Raw genomic sequence first — 16961 nt, 5'->3', positions numbered from 1 at the left:
GTAGATAAATTAATATTATACTAAAATAATATATTTTATTATATTTATTCAATAACTATATATCATTTATCTTTAACTAAAATATATGGGTGTTATTGTGGAATTGAGGTTAAATTCTGGAAAAATATTAAATAAAAATGTTCATGAGATTGGAATAATAGCATTAGGTTCTTTTTTGGAAAATCATGGTTCAGTTTTACCAATAGATACTGATGCAAAAATCGCTTCATATATCTCGTTAAATGTTTCAATTTTAACCGGTGCAAAATTTTTAGGGGTGGTTCTGCCATCTACTGAGTATGATTATGTGAAACACGGAATACACAACAAACCTGAGGAAGTTGTAGAATATATAAAATACATCGTAAAAGAAGGAAAAAAACTTGGCATCAAAAAATTTTTAATAATAAACTGCCATGGGGGAAATACAATTATATCCAACCTATTAAATGATTTGGAAAACCAATATAATGTAAAAATAATATTGAAAAATATAACATTCACCCATGCTGCAACGGAGGAGCTCTCCATAGGTTGTGTAATTGGGATAGCAGATGATGATGAAAATCGATTAAAAGAGCATGATTTCAATAAATATCCTGAAATAGGCATGGTGGGGCTAAAAGAAGCACGAGAGAATAATATATATATCGATAAAGAGGCAGAAATTGTTGAAAAATATGGTGTAAAAATCGACAGGGAGCTCGGTGAAAAGATTTTAAAAAAAGCCATTTCTGAATGTGTGGAAATTGTTAAAGAATTAACCAATTAGAAAATAAAATAAATAATATTAAAAAATAAAAAATATCCAAATCTAAATCTAAATATAAAAGCAACTCGTTTATCCTCTAGCTTCCTTTGCCTTAGGTCTTAATTTTGAGTATCCGCATTTTCTACATTTTGTAGCTTTCCATGGGTTTCTTGCGTTGCATCTCATACAGATTTTTTTCTTGAATACTCTATTCATTGCTTCTTCAAATGCCATGTTTCTCACCTTGATATTATTAATAATTTTGAATATTTTTTCCAATATATATTATTTACTCTTTCAGGGTTGAAGTGTTTAGAAAACCAATTTAAGTTTTCATCTATTTTTACAATGTTTTTGTAAAAACTCGTTTTGAATTTGGATAATTTCCTTGGAAGTCTTACCACAATAACTTTCAAGCAATTCTTTATTAATATCTATAAAAGTTTTTGCCCATTTGAAACCATTTAATAAAGAGAGGGCATCCTTTTTATAGTTTGCGATATAAAGTGTCGCAATGAATGCTTCCAAGGTTGAAAGTTTGCAAGGTTTTCCATAATTTACTGGATTCGCTGCCACTAAAAATGGGAGACTTCGCTGGTTTTTGGAGTTTGTTATTTTAAATACTTTCTCCGCCTGTTTCCAAGAACAATCCAACGCCATTATACCGTATTTTTCAATTATTGGTCTATCTTCAACAGAAACCGCAGTTTCTGCAAAGGGATTTAATAATATACTGTTCCTTGGTATTTTATAATGGTTTTTTATAATTTTTGCCATTTCAAGTCTGCCCATTTTCAATGCAGTGCATTTTTTCGGGTCACACTGGTTTGTGTGGTATATATATAATTTCATAATTATTAATCACCATCATACTATTTAAATATAAACGGTGGTGCTTCCATAAGTGGCACCTAAATAATACCCTAAATAATTCAAGAATACCATTGTTTATTTAATTTAATATAATTTAAGTTTGGACGATATAAATATTTTTTTATACTCCTTTGCATAATACCTATATAAAAAATAAATTTAAAGTTGTTGATACTATGAAAATGGGATTTTTACTTGGAAAAGAGCATGAAACACTTCCACATTCAGAATTAAACGCACTTTTAGAAATATACAATATTAATAAAAATTTAACTATGTTCGACAATTATGCAGTATTGGATGGATTAAACAATAACGATGAATCAAAAGTAGAATATATAAAAAATATAAAAAACATAACAAAAAGAAGTGCCTATATAAATGAAGGTCATTTAATAGTCTTTGAAATGGAATATATAGGGGAGCTCCTAAACGAAGCCCTCAGCGTATTTTATAAAAAGTTGATGGATTTACCTCTGGATGATATATTAGATATAAATGTATCAAAAGATACCTTTGCAGTCCGAGCTCTTAAAATTCCAAAGGAAATTAAACAGGAAGAAAAAGGTAAAAAAGAAAAAGAAAAAAATGTAAAAAAAATAGATTCAATGGCTGTTGAAAGAGAAGTGGGAAGAATAATAAAGGAAAAAACTGGTGCAAAGGTAAATCTTAAACATCCATCAAAAGTTATAAAGGTAGTATTATTAAAAGATAGGATTTATTTGGCACTATTGGTTGAAAAAAGAGATAAAGAATACTTCCAAAAAAACAGACCTCATTTAAGGGCATACTTTCATCCTGGATGCATACTTCCAAAACTTGCAAGATGCATGGTAAATTTGGCAAGGTTAAAAGAAGGGGATATATTACTTGACCCATTTTGCGGAACTGGCGGATTTTTAATTGAAGGAGGATTTATCGGATGCAAATTAATCGGTAGTGATATCGACGATAGAATGGTTGAAGGGACTATATTAAATCTCAAATCCTATAATTTAATGGATAAAGTATTATCTGTGAAGAAATGGGATGCAAAAGATATTAAAAACTACTTAAATACACTAAAAATAAAAGAAGTAGATGCAATAATAACTGACCCCCCTTATGGTATTTCAACGTCTGCAAAAGGAGATATTGAGGGCATTTTAAATAATTTGGAAAATGTCTTAAAAAATAATGGATATATTGTCTTTGCATCTTCAAAAAAGATAAATTTGGAAAATTTAGAATTAAAAGAAATATATGAATTATATGTCCATAAGAGTTTGACTAGATATGTACATGTATGTAGAAGAATGAAAAAATAAAAGAATATAAAAAAGTAAAATAAAACTATTATATATATTCAAAATCCTTTAATTCTTTTTTAACTTCATCTATACTTGCATTATCTTCTATTGTAGATAAATCCCCTAATTCTTCGCCCATTATTAATTTTTTAAGGACTCGCCTCATAATCTTTCCACTTCTTGTTTTTGGAAGTTTATTAACGAAGAAAATCATAGATGGTGTGGCAATAGGCCCCATGGTTTCTTTTACATATTTTATAAGCTCTTCCTTTAATTCTTTTTTATTAGGGTAGTTATTATTTAATATAATAAATGCTACCGGAACTTCCCCCTTGATATCATCTGGTCTTCCTATAACAGCAGCTTCTGCAACTGCTGGATGGGAAACAAGAACATGTTCAAGTTCTGCGGTTCCTATTCTATGCCCCGCTACATTTAAAACTTCATCCGCCCTACCAAGTATCCAGAAATAGCCATCTTCATCCCTAATTGCATAATCTGATGGACAATAGCAGTTTGGTATTCTTTTCCAATATGCTGCTTCATATCTTGCATTATTTTTCCATAATCCAATTAACATTCCAGGCCATGGGTTTTTAATAACCAATAATCCCCTTTTATTTGCGGGAAGTGAGTTTCCATCTTCATCTACAATATCTGCATCTATACCTATGCCAGGAAATGTGGCTGAACCGGGTTTTAACGGGATATCTTGAATGCCTGCTGGAGGGTATATCATATGCCCTCCGGTCTCTGTCTGCCAATAACAATCACATATTGGACATCGTCCTTGACCCACAACCTCGTAATACCATTTCCATGCCCTTGGATTTATCGGCTCCCCAACACTTCCCAGCATTCTAATTGTCGATAAATCATAGTTTTTTACCCATACTTCCCCATACATCATTAACATTCTTATTGCAGTTGGTGCAGTGTATAATATAGTAACGCCATGGTTTTCTATGATTTCCCAGATTCTTCCAGGGTTTGGATGATCTATGGCCCCCTCGTACATTACAATGGTTGTTCCCAATGCCAATGGTGCATAGACCACATAGCTATGCCCTGTTATCCATCCAATATCTGCTGTACACCAGAATACATCCATATCATTAAGACCCCAAGTCCATTCCATTGTTTTTGTCGTATAGACCATATAACCTCCCGTTGAATGCACAACTCCTTTTGGTTTTCCAGTAGTTCCGCTTGTGTATAATATGAACAATGGATGATTTGATTCCACAGACACAGGTTCTACATAGTTTTTTGCCCCCTTCATAAGTTCATCCCAACAATAATCCCTTCCCTCTATTAACTTTAAGTCGTTGTTTCTTTTTACATATACAGTATGGTTTATAGTATGGCAGTTTAAAAGTGCCTTATCAACTATGCTTTTTAAATCTATCTTTTTACCCCTTCTATAGAGTATATCAGAGGTTATCAAAACCTTTGCCTGTGCATCATTTATTCGTTCTGCAAGTGCATCAGCTGAGAACCCCGAGAACACCACAGTATGTATTGCCCCAATCCTTGCGCATGCAAGCATGGCTATTGCAGCTTCTGGTATCATGGGCATATATATTGCCACTCGGTCCCCAGTTTCTACGCCCAAATTCTGCAAAACATTTGCAAATTTATTTACTTCCCTATAAAGTTCGTAATAGGTCATTATTCTACTTTCCCCGTTTTCCCCTTCCCATATTATGGCAGCTTTATTTCTTTTATTGTCCAATATATGCCTATCTACACAATTATAACAGGCATTTAACCTTCCATTAACAAACCATTTTGCGTATGGAGGTTTCCATTCCAAAACCTTGTCCCATGTTTTGTTCCAATCCAAACACCTTGCTTGCTCCCCCCAAAATTTTTTGGGATTTTCTAACGCCTCCTTTTTCATCCCATTTAATTTTTCTAGGGGTATGTATTTATCCCCTGATTTCATAACACCACCTTTCTTTGATTTATAATTATTAATCATTACAAACTACTATATAATGATTTCGATTTATAATGAATATATGTTCGTTAAATGTCGATTCAAATAATCATAATATATTTATAATTAAAATAAATATATTAATTTAATAATAATCCTTCGAAGTTATGGTGCTTCCCTATGCTTCGCTCAGATGGTGAAAACTCATGAGAATAGAACATTATATTTTGCTGATGATAGTATTGGTAGGGTTTGTATCTATGCCTTTGCTAATTCCAACGATTAAAACCACTCAATCATATAGTGTATTTAACACAAAAGAGGAGGGTTGTTCAAATTTTTTAGCTTTAATGCATGAGAATAATGCAGTAAAACCTTTAATATATCCCTATTTAGATACAAATTTAAAAGAAAATTCAGTTTTATTTGTTATAGCCCCGGATGTTGATTTTACCAAAAACGAGGGTGAGCTCCTAAAAAATTATGTTTCTTCTGGAAATACCCTCGTTATTGCAGATAATTTTAACAGGGGAAACAGTATTTTAAGATATATAAATATATCGAACAGATTTTCAAATAAGCCACTTTATGACATAATAGAACCAATAGCATTGTATGACCAAGGGTATATTTTATTAAAAAATCCTACGGCAATAGATGGAAATATAAATGGAAATATAATAATATCATCCAGTGATTCAAGTGGTATCAATAGCTATCCAAAACCAAATAATGAAAAATCATATCCTTTAATAGTGGAAAAAGATTACGGTAATGGAAAAATAATATTAATTTCTGACCCTAATTTATTTACCAATGGTTTATTTAAAGTGAATAAGGAGTTTTTAAAAACTTACTTCAATTATACCAATAAATACATATATTTTGATGAGTATCATCACTCGGACGTAAATCCACAAAATATGGCTACAATAGTTATAAATAACAACAATATAACCCCTAAATTTTTGAGTTATTTGTCGATAATAATATTAATAATTGCTGTCATTGTGGAGAGCTCCAATAACATATGTATAAAATTGATGAATAAAATAAAGAATAATAAATTATTAAAACATTTAAATGAGAAAAATAATAATAAAATTAATTTTGAGGGGATATTGGATAATATAATTAAAAAGTATGATATGGATAAAACTATTGTATATAAGATATTGGATAAAATGAAATAAAATGAAATAGGATGGTATTATGGTATTTGAAAAAATCAAAGATGAGATGAAAAAAGAAATAATTGGGATGGATGATATTATTCGAGATTTATTTATATGTCTGATTTCAGAGGGACATATTTTGTTAGAAGGGGTTCCGGGTCTGGCAAAAACTACATTAGCAAAATCATTTTCAAAATGCATGGGACTATATTTTTCAAGGGTACAGGGCACTCCTGATTTAATCCCATCAGATATAACTGGTGGTGAAATATATAAGATGCAAATGGGGGAATTTCAATATATTCCTGGACCGTTATTTGCAAATATCGTTTTAGTGGATGAGATAAATAGGATGTCTCCAAAAACCCAGTCTGCATTATTGGAGGCCATGGAAGAAAATAGTATATCTGTGGGTGGAAAAACATATACCTTACCAAAACCTTTCATAGTAATTGCTACTCAAAACCCCATTGAATTTGAGGGGACATATTCACTGCCTGCGGCACAGCTTGACAGATTTATGATGAAATTAGATATGGATTATTTAGGCGAGGATGATGAATTAAAGGTATTATATTTAAAAAAGAGCGGTGGAAATGATATTGAACAGATAAATACTGTTTTGGATAAAGGAACTCTTAGGGGTGTATTCAATACTGTAAAAAACATTCATGTTTCGCAACCTATATTAAAATACATACGAGATATAGTGGTTGCTACAAGAAAAGATAGCAGGATAGTATTGGGAGCAAGCACAAGAGCAGGGATTCAATTATTGAAAGTTGCAAAGGCCAACGCTTATCTGGACGATAGGGCTTATGTAATTCCTGATGATGTTAAGAATAATGTCTTTAAAGTTCTATCTCATAGGATGATACTCGATTATGAAGAAGAAACGCCTGTTGAAGAAATATTGGCAGATATGCTTGATAAGATTGAGGTTCCAAAAGGGGAATTCAGGTGGGAATAATTAATATAGATAATGTTCGCTTTCAGGATATAAATAAAACCTTCGGGGTTTTATGGGTTTAAAGTTTTTAATACTCAGGATAATTTAAACTAGGGGATTTGATGAATAAAACACTGTATTCAAAGATATTATCCATATTTGGAATAATTTGTTATGCAAATGGATATTTATTAAATAATTTGTATGCCGTATTTATGGGGGTTTTTATCTTTATATATCTGTATTTTACAGAAAAAATAGTGGATTTTGAGATAAATTTAAATATGGATAAGAATGCAAATCTAAAAGAATATACTCCTGCAAACATGATAGTTAATATTTATAAAACCAATGCAAAACCACATTTAAAATTCATATCAAAACATGGTATAATTTCATCAAATATCCTTAATGAGAGTTCCCTTGAATCTTACAATAATAAGGTTATTAAGTATTTGGTAAATATCCTACCATATAAAAAAGGAGAATTTACTGTTGATTTAATAGGCAAAATATTTGATAAACGAACACTAAATTTTATTGATTATTTAAAGTCATTTAAATTTGATGTTGCACCATCCATTGAAGGGTTAAAGCATAGTATTGAGCAGGAGGGGTATGTAAAATCAACATTTAGTAGTATTGTTGAACCAGAATTTGATGAATTAAAAATTTACGAACTTGGCGATGATTTCAAGAAAATAGATTGGAAAAAATCTAGTAGTGGGGATTCAATAATCGTTAGGAAACTACTGCGTATGGAAGACCAGAGTATATATTATTTTTTAGATATTGGACATAGTATGAGAAAATCCATCGATGAAAATAAAAATAAAATCAATTATGCAACAAGCATATTATTAAATTTCATAAAAAGCAGTAATGAAAATGATACCTATCTTTTTTTATATGATGATTACAAAATCGTAAAATCAAGTCCAATAAATAAAAAGAAAATTAAAAACATTAGGTTTTCTAAAAATACCATTTTTCAACAACATATTGAGAAAGAACTTTTAAATATTAAGCCTATTCTGGTAGATAAATATATCCCAACTGTGAGCGATATTGAATATTATAAAAATTTAAATTACGAAAACCGAAGGTATGAAAATAATATTATTCACTCATATTTATCAAGAAAGAAAAAAGGGAGCTCAGGTATATTTGAATGTGCAAGGTATTTAATGAAAATGAAAACTGGGGTGGTGATGATATTCACTGATTTGGATTCAAATATTGTGCCCCTTTTAAAAAGTATTAATATGCTCACTAAAAAAGGATTTAAGGTAATAATATATGCATTATACAGCCCATCTTTCAATATTAATAAAGATGATTTATCCAATGAAGAAACATTACGGGAAATTTATAATCATTATTTGTATAGGCAGAGAATTATTAAAATGCTGAGAAAAAAAGGTGTTATGGTTGTTGATTTAACAGATAAGGATAAGGTAAAAAATGTAATAAATAAATTAAAAAAATGTAAAATTTAAAAAGATAAAAAATCTAAAAGTGTTTATTATGTATAGAATTTTATTGCTGTTGGAAGGGATAATTTTTCTAAATATTCCTTATAAAGAATACCTATTGATGGGCATCATACTGTCGATATTGCTGACATATTTTAAAAAATTTCTAGGGTTTATTATTTATTTAGCAGTATTAATATGGTTATCTAATGAATTATTCGTTAAAAACATTTTTTCGCTAGATTTTATATATGCACTGATATATTCAATAATTCCTTCATTACTAGGTTTAGAATCCATCCTAAAAAAAGATATTGGTGTAGATGCCAAAACTGTAATTTTCATTATTCCACTGGGATTGTATTATATAATGAATATAATAGGTTTTGAATTTAGTAATTTGGTGATAACCGCAGTATATGTGATATTTTTAATTTATGCATTATATCTAAATTTCCAGGATGAATTGGATAAAATAAATAAAATTTTAATATTAAAAACCATTTCAATGGTTGTCATCCCTATATCTATTATATATATGCTGTATGTATTTTATCCAGATTTAATATCCAATCCAAAATCCCAAATATCTCTTATCATAGGATTTACAGGTATATTTTTACTGGCATATAAAATTAAACATTAGCGATTAAGGATTTCCAAGATTTTCTGAAATACTATTATAATAAATATCCCAATACCTACATAGGCCATAATATCTAGATTATCCTGAATTCTCTTCTTAAAATAATATCTAAATAACTCATAGAGTATCAAAAAACCTATAAGCAACAAAGTAAGGAACAATTTAACATCATTTACAAAAATGGATATAAATGTTATATATGATACAAGTATAATTAAGAATATTAACTTATATTTCATTTAATCACCTGAATGAAATGAAGGTGAGCTCTAAACTGATTATTATGAATTATCCATCACCGTCAATTTAATAATTATATTTTTATTATCTTCGGTTATTTCCTCTATTTTTAATATACTATTCAATGATTTTGCGAGGCTTAATATTATAAAACCACATACTGGACACGGGCATTTTTTGCACAAATTTTCCTTCTGGAATCTTTTACATACATTGTTATCGTTTATTTTGTAGGATATTGTGATATTGCCAGTGTCGTCCTCAAAATTTACATTAACATCATCCCCAATCTGAAAAAGATTCAATGAATAATTTAAATATTCCTCGATATTGTCCTGAGCTCTTACTTCGTCTATATATTCACCATCCCCATATTTTTTCAGTATATTAATAAAACCCTTCCCCAATGGTGAGAACATTATTCCCATTTCGTTTTTATTGTCTGAATTTACGAATAAAACTCTGTCATCGAGTAGGCCAAAGTTTATCTTAAAATTTTCATTCAGCGGGAGGAATATACAGCCATTTTTTAGATTTTCTCTTGGAGGAATAACTACTCCACTGGTTTTTATATCTAAACTCTTTATCAATTTTCCAATTAAATCCATATAATCATTAAAAACACTAGAACTTATATCATATTTTAAATATTTTTCATATGAAAATGCCAATACAACCCATCCAATTAATATCAATCCTATTCCCAAATTTATGAAATGAATTATATTATTAAAATACCCATAACTTAAAAATCCTAATCCTAAAATAATAACAACAACGGCAATAATTTTTTTAGTGTTTGGTAGATTTAATAACGCCTGACGAAGCGAAGGGAGAAAATCTTTTGGTTTTTTCCCAAGTTTCTTAGTTTTGATTAAATTATCATTCATCATGTAAATTCCTCCAAAATAAGCATTGAATATAAAACCAATAAATAATAAATAAATGTTAAATATTAAATCAGGCTTTTTTCACGAGGTTCTGACACATTTACCCAAAGATGAAGTTCCCTATAAACCTTTTTTTCATTTCCAACTGAGAGTATATATTCTACCTTATGTTTCCCTATTTTATCTATCGAAAAATTTAAGGGTATCAATGCCGTTTCATTATGTATCAAATGAACTTCCTTTGAAAGGGCATAGTTATAAGATAGCGTCCCATTCCATCTATCTTTTGGAGTTATATTTATTGAATAATTGTAATCATAAGTGTCGTTGGATAAAAACACCCATACTGTATAATTCATAGGAGTATATTCAAGGTTTCTAACTCCAATTATTACCACACCAGATTCATTTTTATATAACTGTGTAGGATAGTCATAAGCCTTCAAATCCTTATTTAATATATAAAATTCTGTAAATCTCTCCCCTATCTTTGGAGCATTAATTAAGTATATTGTTAAACCTATTGAAGCGATTAATAGGATTAGTAATATAATTGTTAATATCTTTTCCAATGTTTTCTTGTATTTGTTATAATAATCTTTAAAATTCATTCATTCACCTATTCTCGTCCCCAATCATCGTTAAATCTAATAATGTCATCTTCTTCAAGATACTCCCCAATTTGAGCTTCAATAACTTCCAGAGGTATTTTTCCAGGATTTTCCAATCTATGCTTTAATCCACTTTTAACAAATGTGCTTTCCCCATTTCTAACAAAATATTCCTTACCATCGACAACAACCTTAGCCATGCCTTTAACAACTATCCAGTGTTCGCTTCTATGGTGGTGAAGTTGATAGCTTAACTTTTTTCCCGGAAGAACGGTAATTCGTTTTATTTTATAAAATCTGCCTTCATCTAATATGGTATATGAACCCCAAGGTCTATAAACAGTTTTATGGAATAAAACTCTTTCATCATTTTTTGTTTTTAAGGTATTGAATACTTCCTTAATTTTTTGAGAGCTCTCTTTTTTACAAATCATCAATGCGTCTTTTGTATCAATAACTATTAAATCATTTACATCAATTAATGAAGTAAATTTATTATCGTATGTGTTTATCAGATTATTTTTTGAATTAATAAGCAGATTTTCTCCGTAAATAACATTCCCATTTTTATCCTTTTTAAATTCATCATAAAAAGCATCAAAACTTCCTAAATCATTCCATTTTATATTTAAAGGAATAACTGCAACATTATCTGATTTTTCCATAATACCATAATCTATTGAAATATCCGGAACCTTGGTATATATTTCCCTTATGTCATCAAATTTAAATGCTTCATAAACATCCGGACTATGTTTTTTTACCTCTTCTTCGAATAAATCAGCATCAAATAAAAACATTCCACTATTCCATAAATACCCGCTATTAATATAGTTCTCTGCGGTTTCTAAATCAGGCTTTTCCTTAAATTCATCAACGGTGTATCCGACTTCTAATTCCTTTGACGGTTTTATATATCCATATCCAGTATGTGGCTTATTTGGACTTATTCCAAAAGTTATTAAATAATTTTTTGCAATCCTTTTTCCTTTCATTATTGTATTTACGAATAATTCTTCATCATTTTTATCGATTAAATGGTCAGATGGGAATATCCCAACAATATTGTTATTTTTATTACTCTCATCCTTTTCATTGTTTTTATTTCTATTTTTAATCGCTTTTATTCCATAATATACTGCTGGAAGTGTATTTTTTCCAAATGGTTCAACCAATATATTATCCTCATTAAACTCAGCATAGCCGAGCTCTTCAATTTGCCCCAAGACTAAAAATTTATGCATCTCATTTGTAATTATATAAATATCGTCTATATTATTGCTTAGTTTTAAGCATCTTTCAAAAGTTGTCTGAAAAAGCGATTTGTTAAATGATTTAAATTTTATAAATTGTTTTGGATAATGTTCCCTGCTTAGGGGCCATAATCTACTACCTACTCCCCCTGCCAATATAATGGATTTCATCTTTTTTCACCCGATGTGGTTATATAACTATATTAATTATGATATAATATGGTTAATAATATTTATTATATATTGGCATTCCTGCTACATAATTCCATATTCCTTTTTTAAAATTTCAATAAACTTATCAAGTGTTTTTTCAACGCCATTTTTTTGTCTCTCAATTATGTTCTTTCTATTTATAAGGTCTCCATAAACATCTGTTGTAAATAGGTATTCATTTTTATCTGTTAAAATACATATCCCTCCCCTTCCAACGCCTGCTGTGGTCCCTATTGCCATGTCACAATTTAAAATGTCTTTAATACCTTTCGCCATTAAATATGCCACTTTTAAGTCATTCTTTTCAGAGTATGCCTTTGCATACTTGTATTTATAATCTGGGTCAGGTAGGTTGATATTTAAAAGTTTCTCGGCACTGTATCTCAATGGAATAAACATTGAAGCCATTACATATACATTTCCATTGATGTAATTATAATATGGATGTTCTTTAACTTCATCATATCCAGAGGCAATTTTATGTATTATGGTTCCTATTTTCCCATGTGTAAAGCACTCTGCTGTGGCTATTGATAACATATAATCACCAATAGTATATGGTGGAAATTTATAAATATAATTTATGCATAATATTTAAATTAATTATATGATAATAACCTATGTGATAAACATGATGGTATAAAAAATTCAATCTAATAATGGCAGATATAGATAAAACTTTATTTAAATCATACATCCAGAGGTATTTATGATATAAACCGTTTTGCAATGTAAGTGCAAAATTTAAAAGCGCGCGGTTTTACGAAATTAAAACTCCATATGTAATTAAAAGAAAAAGAGAGTGATTTTTATGGCAAAATCCAAATCTAAAGAGATTGCTAGATTTGAGGGTAAGGGTATTATTGTTAATCCATATACATTAAGAGATCCATTTACAAAATGGAATAAGATTCAAATAACTTTATTTACTGATAAAATTGAATTTAATTTCGGCAATAAGAAAATTGAAGCTAACATTGAATATATAGAGGATTTGGGGGCTGAACTACCTAGGAGAGCCATAGAGATTGCAAAGGCTTCCTTGGAAGATATATCTCATTATTCTTCAATTACAATAAGACTTCCAGATAGTGATAAGGATATAATTGGATTTGCACCGGAGACATCATTATATGGAAAAACGCTGGTAAATACATTTTTAAAAAAGCTTTTTTATGTATTGCTAAATAAAAAAGAAGTAAAAGTGCAATATGGTATTATTAAGGGAGGTTCTGTTGATACCTCAGTAACGTGGGAAGATGGATTCTTGGTGTTTGCACAAAAACCTGTAAAAAAAGGAGTCTCAGTAGTTAATGAACAAGTTCTAGCAGTGGCTGTAACAACAGGAGGAAAGCCAAAAGTTTATAATTTGTTTAATAACATAGAGTCTGTGGATATAGAAAATAAAACTATTGATGGTGATAAAGAACTGGAAGTTCTTGAAATAAAACAGATAAAGGGCGGAGAAACTATGACTTCATACATATATATTCCGCAAAAAGAACGTCTATTTGTTTTAAGGTATATCGCAACCCTAACAAGATATGCCAATTCAGTTAAGAAATTATTACCAAAAACAGAAGATGAATTGAAATCACAATTGGCGTCTGAAAGTTGGAGCGGGGATAGGATAAAAAGCGAAGTCGAACAGTTAGATCCAGAAGAGCAAGAAATATTGGCTGCATTATACACGGGGATATCATCTCTTGAATTACCCTCTATGATGGGATTAGATGTGGATGAAGTTGAGAAAGTATTGGAAAAATTAATTGATAAGGGATTTCTTGATTTAATAAGGATAAGAAAAGAAACAGAATTAACTGAAAAAGGTAGGGCAATTACCAATTATATCATATCGAACTTCTAAGGAAACATAGATATAAATACATGATACTACATAAAAATATATATTACAAAATAATATATATTATATGGACGATAGTAATGATGTAAAAACTAAATTTGGGTGAAACAATGTCTGATATTGTAAGAACACTAGTAGTTGATGACTCTGCATTTATGAGAAATATCTTAAAAAAGATTCTATCTACAACAAACAAATATGTTGTGGTAGGGGAAGCATCAAATGGTAAGGAAGCCATCGAAAAAGCAAGAGAATTAAAACCTAATTTAATTACCATGGATATTGTAATGCCGGAGCTCACTGGGATAGAGGCTACTAGAGAAATAAAAAAGGAGTTTCCAGATATAAAGATAGTAATGTGTACATCAGTTGACCAGGAGAAAAAGATGATTGAAGCCATAGATGCGGGTGCAGATGGATATATAGTTAAGCCTTTTCAAGCCCCAAAAATCCTCGAACAACTTAATAAATTATTCTCATAATATTTATATATTTTAATTATAAATTTTAAAAGGGTTATTATGAAAATTGGCAATGTATGTATATCGCCTAATTCATGGAATACTATAATGCAGAGCATAATCAACGAAGAGATGAAAGCAATGGATGAAAAAATGTCATCTGAAAAGTCTAATTTTATAAAAAACTTTCGTGTAAATGAATTAAGTAGGATTGAAGAAATTGGAAAGTCTGCTGCTGAAAAAGCTGCTGGCTTTATAACCGATATGACTGGAAATCCTGTGGAGGTTGGAGTAGTTAATGTCGTACTTACTACCCCTTCCGAAATTAAAGAAGAAATTAAAGATGATTATAAGATATTTACAGGTATTAAATTTAGTGGAGATATAACTGGAATAGGTGTTTTAATATTTTCAGAAGAGTCTGCGTTAAAATTGTCAAAATCCATGCTTGCAGAAATGGGCATGGATGATGATGAAGATGATTTTAATGAAATGAAGATTTCTGCTATTAATGAGACTTGCAATTTACTTATATCTGCTTATGTGGATACCCTCGCTAATTTTATAAATACCTCGTTAAGTATGACCCCACCATACTTTATCAAGGGCTCCGAAAAGGAGATAATTGAAAAAGTATTTAAAAGTTGTAAGGTGGGTGATAACGATATAGTATTGACATTCAAGTCTGAGCTCTTTTCCCATGGAATTGGTTCTGGGTTTGAAGTATTGATTGTGATGCCTTCAGATTCAATAAATGTGTTATTTCAAAAATTATAATCTAATAATCTAATAAACAACCTGTAAAATTAAATAAATTAAAGTCAGGGGGGTTATTAATGAGTATTTTAGAATCGATGAGAAAAATAACAAATATAGGACGAGATGCATCAGCGAATATTGCTAAGACGTTTAGTGAATTAACTGGGGAAAATGCTGAAGTTCAGTTTTTAGGGACACGATTTGTACCTGTGGAGCATTTACCCGAACAGTTTGGAGATGAGACCTGTAAAATTGTTCGTATCGATTTTAATGGAGTGCTTTCAGGTAGGACTTTAATGATGTTGCCAGAAGAAGACGCCGTGAGATTGGAGAAACTCCTCCTCCTTGATATTCTCTGGGACAGTTTGGTAAATAGATCAGATTTACCAGATTATTCTGAAATGGAGGTTTCCCTAGTGAATGAGGTGGCAAATATCGTGGTAGCTGCGTTTTTAAATGTTTTTGCAAATGCTTTAAATGATGAAATAAATATTACAACCCCTGAATTTATTAAAGATAGTGGATTTTCAGTAGTTGAATCATTAATTGTTGAAATGGAAGAGGATTTGGATATTTCTCTTGTATTTGATAATAAAATAGATATTGTGGGAAAATTCCCTATAAATTGCAATATTTTGGTTTTAATTAGTGCAGACACTATTGAAAACCTTGATAAACTATAAGTTTTGTTTATCAAATAAAAAAATTATTAATATATTATTTTTTAGGATTTATGTTTTTTTTGGTAAATTCTTTCTCTGTGGTTTACGGGTTTGAAAAGGTCTCTAGCTTCCCCGTGCAATATTTCCGTTTTTCCGAGAATCAAATACCCCTCTTTATTAAGACCTTCGTAGAATTTTAAAAATAGCTTTTCTTGAAGTTGTTTATCAAAATATATTATAACATTTCTACAAAGAATCATATCCATATGTTTTAAAGGAGGCTGCTTTATTAAATCATGCTGTTTAAATTGAACATATTTTTTTACCTGTTCTTTAATTTGATATTCTTGCTCATTTAACTTATGAAAATATTTTGATATTGTTGCTGAATCCATATTTTTTAGCTGTTTATTAATATATATACCTTTTTTAGCTCTTTCTAGTATTTTTTTATCTATGTCAGTTCCAGTAATTGAAACTCTCATAAATCTTCTATTATATTTTTCAAGGAGTTTGTCTATTATTATTGCAATACCATAGGGTTCTTCCCCTGATGAACATCCTGCACTCCATATACGTATGGACCTTGTAGTTTTATCGGAAATCATGTTTTCAAGTATGTTGGTTATCTCTTTATAAACCGTTCTATCTCTCCAAAATTCTGTAACATTTACAGTTAATGTATTTTCTAATTTTTTATATTCGTCAGGATTGTTTTTAATCAGATATTCATAATATTCTCTATATGTTTTACATTTACATGCTCTCATTCTGACTGCAATTCTTCTTTTAATATATGCTTCTTTATATTGTTCTATATTGATTTTTAATTTTAGTTTAATTTCTCTCATTATTTTATTGAAATATATATCATTATTATCCATAGTATCACCAAAATAAATATTAGA

Annotated in this window: 18 protein-coding genes; 10 read left to right on the top strand and 8 right to left on the bottom strand. The window is 29.8% G+C overall.

Annotation, left to right across the window (positions count from 1 at the left end; all coding sequences use genetic code 11):
* Positions 1-97 precede the first annotated feature (97 nt).
* The gene (arfB, locus tag Mjas_RS00135; protein ID WP_421077785.1) at positions 98-772 is read left to right on the top strand and encodes a 2-amino-5-formylamino-6-ribosylaminopyrimidin-4(3H)-one 5'-monophosphate deformylase; all 675 of its coding nucleotides are present in this window, start codon (positions 98-100) and stop codon (positions 770-772) included.
* Positions 773-841: 69 nt separating this feature from the next.
* Here arfB and Mjas_RS00130 read toward each other — a convergent pair whose 3' ends face one another.
* Both Mjas_RS00130 and Mjas_RS00125 read right to left on the bottom strand, forming a co-directional pair.
* On the bottom strand, positions 842-985 hold the full coding sequence (locus tag Mjas_RS00130; RefSeq protein WP_421077784.1) for a 50S ribosomal protein L40e: 144 nt from the start codon (positions 983-985) through the stop codon (positions 842-844).
* A 99-nt stretch (positions 986-1084) separates the two neighbouring features.
* Positions 1085-1603 carry a DUF367 family protein gene (locus tag Mjas_RS00125; protein WP_421077783.1) on the bottom strand — a complete coding sequence of 173 codons (519 nt, stop codon included), beginning with the start codon at positions 1601-1603 and terminating at the stop codon, positions 1085-1087.
* A 197-nt stretch (positions 1604-1800) separates the two neighbouring features.
* On the opposite strand from Mjas_RS00125, the gene Mjas_RS00120 reads away from it, so the two are divergent.
* On the top strand, positions 1801-2931 hold the full coding sequence (locus Mjas_RS00120; RefSeq protein WP_421077782.1) for a THUMP domain-containing protein: 1131 nt from the start codon (positions 1801-1803) through the stop codon (positions 2929-2931).
* Between the two features lie 28 nt (positions 2932-2959).
* Here the strand turns inward: Mjas_RS00120 and acs are convergent, their stop codons facing one another.
* Entirely contained in the window at positions 2960-4861 is a 1902-nt protein-coding gene (gene acs, locus Mjas_RS00115) for an acetate--CoA ligase (protein ID WP_421077781.1), read from the bottom strand.
* A 200-nt stretch (positions 4862-5061) separates the two neighbouring features.
* Between acs and Mjas_RS00110 the strand changes: the two genes are divergently transcribed.
* The 4 genes from Mjas_RS00110 (at position 5062) to Mjas_RS00095 (ending at position 9100) form a co-directional block, all read left to right on the top strand.
* Positions 5062-6048, top strand: coding sequence for a DUF4350 domain-containing protein (locus Mjas_RS00110; protein ID WP_421077780.1), 987 nt, complete (start codon positions 5062-5064; stop codon positions 6046-6048).
* 19 nt (positions 6049-6067) lie between these two features.
* On the top strand, positions 6068-7000 hold the full coding sequence (locus Mjas_RS00105; RefSeq protein WP_421077779.1) for an AAA family ATPase: 933 nt from the start codon (positions 6068-6070) through the stop codon (positions 6998-7000).
* Positions 7001-7101: 101 nt separating this feature from the next.
* Positions 7102-8478: a DUF58 domain-containing protein gene (locus Mjas_RS00100; RefSeq protein ID WP_421077778.1), complete on the top strand. Its 1377-nt coding sequence runs from the start codon at positions 7102-7104 to the stop codon at positions 8476-8478.
* Between the two features lie 28 nt (positions 8479-8506).
* Positions 8507-9100 carry a hypothetical protein gene (locus Mjas_RS00095; RefSeq protein ID WP_421077777.1) on the top strand — a complete coding sequence of 198 codons (594 nt, stop codon included), beginning with the start codon at positions 8507-8509 and terminating at the stop codon, positions 9098-9100.
* A gap of 281 nt (positions 9101-9381) precedes the next feature.
* Here the strand turns inward: Mjas_RS00095 and Mjas_RS00090 are convergent, their stop codons facing one another.
* The 4 genes from Mjas_RS00090 to Mjas_RS00075 all read right to left on the bottom strand — a co-directional run bounded on the left by Mjas_RS00090 (position 9382) and on the right by Mjas_RS00075 (position 12847).
* Positions 9382-10233 (bottom strand): hypothetical protein, encoded by an 852-nt coding sequence (locus tag Mjas_RS00090; protein WP_421077776.1) that lies wholly within the window; start codon positions 10231-10233, stop codon positions 9382-9384.
* Between the two features lie 62 nt (positions 10234-10295).
* Positions 10296-10841, bottom strand: a complete 546-nt coding sequence (locus tag Mjas_RS00085; protein WP_421077775.1) for a DUF1616 domain-containing protein — start codon at positions 10839-10841, stop codon at positions 10296-10298.
* Positions 10842-10849: 8 nt separating this feature from the next.
* Positions 10850-12265 (bottom strand): mannose-1-phosphate guanylyltransferase/mannose-6-phosphate isomerase, encoded by a 1416-nt coding sequence (locus Mjas_RS00080; protein ID WP_421077774.1) that lies wholly within the window; start codon positions 12263-12265, stop codon positions 10850-10852.
* An 84-nt stretch (positions 12266-12349) separates the two neighbouring features.
* Positions 12350-12847 (bottom strand): UPF0254 family protein, encoded by a 498-nt coding sequence (locus Mjas_RS00075; RefSeq protein ID WP_421077773.1) that lies wholly within the window; start codon positions 12845-12847, stop codon positions 12350-12352.
* A 271-nt stretch (positions 12848-13118) separates the two neighbouring features.
* Between Mjas_RS00075 and Mjas_RS00070 the strand changes: the two genes are divergently transcribed.
* The 4 genes from Mjas_RS00070 to Mjas_RS00055 all read left to right on the top strand — a co-directional run bounded on the left by Mjas_RS00070 (position 13119) and on the right by Mjas_RS00055 (position 16074).
* A complete protein-coding gene (locus Mjas_RS00070) occupies positions 13119-14174 on the top strand; it encodes a CheF family chemotaxis protein (RefSeq protein WP_421077772.1) in 1056 nt (351 codons plus the stop codon).
* Between the two features lie 107 nt (positions 14175-14281).
* Complete coding sequence (locus tag Mjas_RS00065) at positions 14282-14653, top strand: response regulator (protein WP_421077771.1); 372 nt, start codon at positions 14282-14284, stop codon at positions 14651-14653.
* Between the two features lie 39 nt (positions 14654-14692).
* Positions 14693-15409, top strand: coding sequence for a chemotaxis protein CheC (locus Mjas_RS00060; protein ID WP_421077770.1), 717 nt, complete (start codon positions 14693-14695; stop codon positions 15407-15409).
* Positions 15410-15468: 59 nt separating this feature from the next.
* Positions 15469-16074: a chemotaxis protein CheC gene (locus tag Mjas_RS00055; protein ID WP_421077769.1), complete on the top strand. Its 606-nt coding sequence runs from the start codon at positions 15469-15471 to the stop codon at positions 16072-16074.
* Positions 16075-16115: 41 nt separating this feature from the next.
* Here Mjas_RS00055 and Mjas_RS00050 read toward each other — a convergent pair whose 3' ends face one another.
* Positions 16116-16937 (bottom strand): CheR family methyltransferase, encoded by an 822-nt coding sequence (locus tag Mjas_RS00050; protein ID WP_421077768.1) that lies wholly within the window; start codon positions 16935-16937, stop codon positions 16116-16118.
* Between the last annotated feature and the right edge of the window lie 24 nt (positions 16938-16961).

It is taken from the genome of Methanothermococcus jasoni (assembly GCF_049075655.1).
Taxonomy (GTDB): Archaea; AGJL01; Methanococci; order Methanococcales; family Methanococcaceae; genus Methanofervidicoccus.
This window is presented reverse-complemented; position numbering and strand designations above follow the sequence as displayed.